The following is an 826-nucleotide window of genomic DNA, read 5'->3' as shown; positions in this document are numbered from 1 at the left end:
TTTCCATCGGTAAGTTCAACAATAGATAACCCATTGTCTTGAATGATTTCATCATCCGTTGAAAGCGTATTATTTTGAAATACAATTTCAAAACGGTCATTAAAAGTACCTCCTTGAGACTTAAAAGTATAATGCGAAGATGAAATTTCATGCAAAACGCCTAAATAATTATCTTTTAAATAAATAGAATTAGAGGTTAAAAATTCACCTTCAGTTTTTAAAAGATCTATACGGTAAGTTTCTTCGGTGGAGATGTAAGCCCCAAAACCAATTTTAACAACTTCATCAATATTTAAAGAACTTGATGATTTCGCTTGTATTACAAAAGGAATATTTTCTTCAGACTCAATTAAAGAGTATAGAATCCCAGCATTACCAGCATAATTTCTAGGAGTATCAATTGAACTACCATCATAATCATTAGTAGAAACATCTGAATATACAATAGAAATCTGACTAAAAATACCAATATCAGAACTTAGATTTAGCCATAATTTTTCACGTTTAGAAATGTTCTTTTTTGAAAAAGAGCTTTTAGAATTTCTAAAAAACAAATCATTTGCATTATCTCCACTAACACGCATGCTGTTTGTAAAGAGTACATTTTCTGAAGAAATTACAGGAGTTACAGGTGGTGAAGTTAAAATAGGATCAGGAAGTTTAGAAGGGATAAAGAAACTTTGCCCAGAAGGTATTTTCTCTTCAGGGACATCGTTACCATCAAACACTCTGTCTCCATTAATATCAGTGCCATTACCTGCAACACTCATAGTGCTTATAGTGATATAATCGTTTTGACTAAAGTTTAAGACTTCGTTTCCAGGGT

1 pseudogene is annotated in these 826 nt (G+C 31.5%); it reads right to left on the bottom strand.

Annotated features, from left to right (window positions below):
- Positions 1 to 826, bottom strand: a pseudogene (locus K8Z87_RS13815) (hypothetical protein); the annotation flags it as partial.

The sequence above is a fragment of the Winogradskyella immobilis genome, assembly GCF_021887715.1.
GTDB lineage: Bacteria > Bacteroidota > Bacteroidia > Flavobacteriales > Flavobacteriaceae > Winogradskyella > Winogradskyella immobilis.
This window is presented reverse-complemented; position numbering and strand designations above follow the sequence as displayed.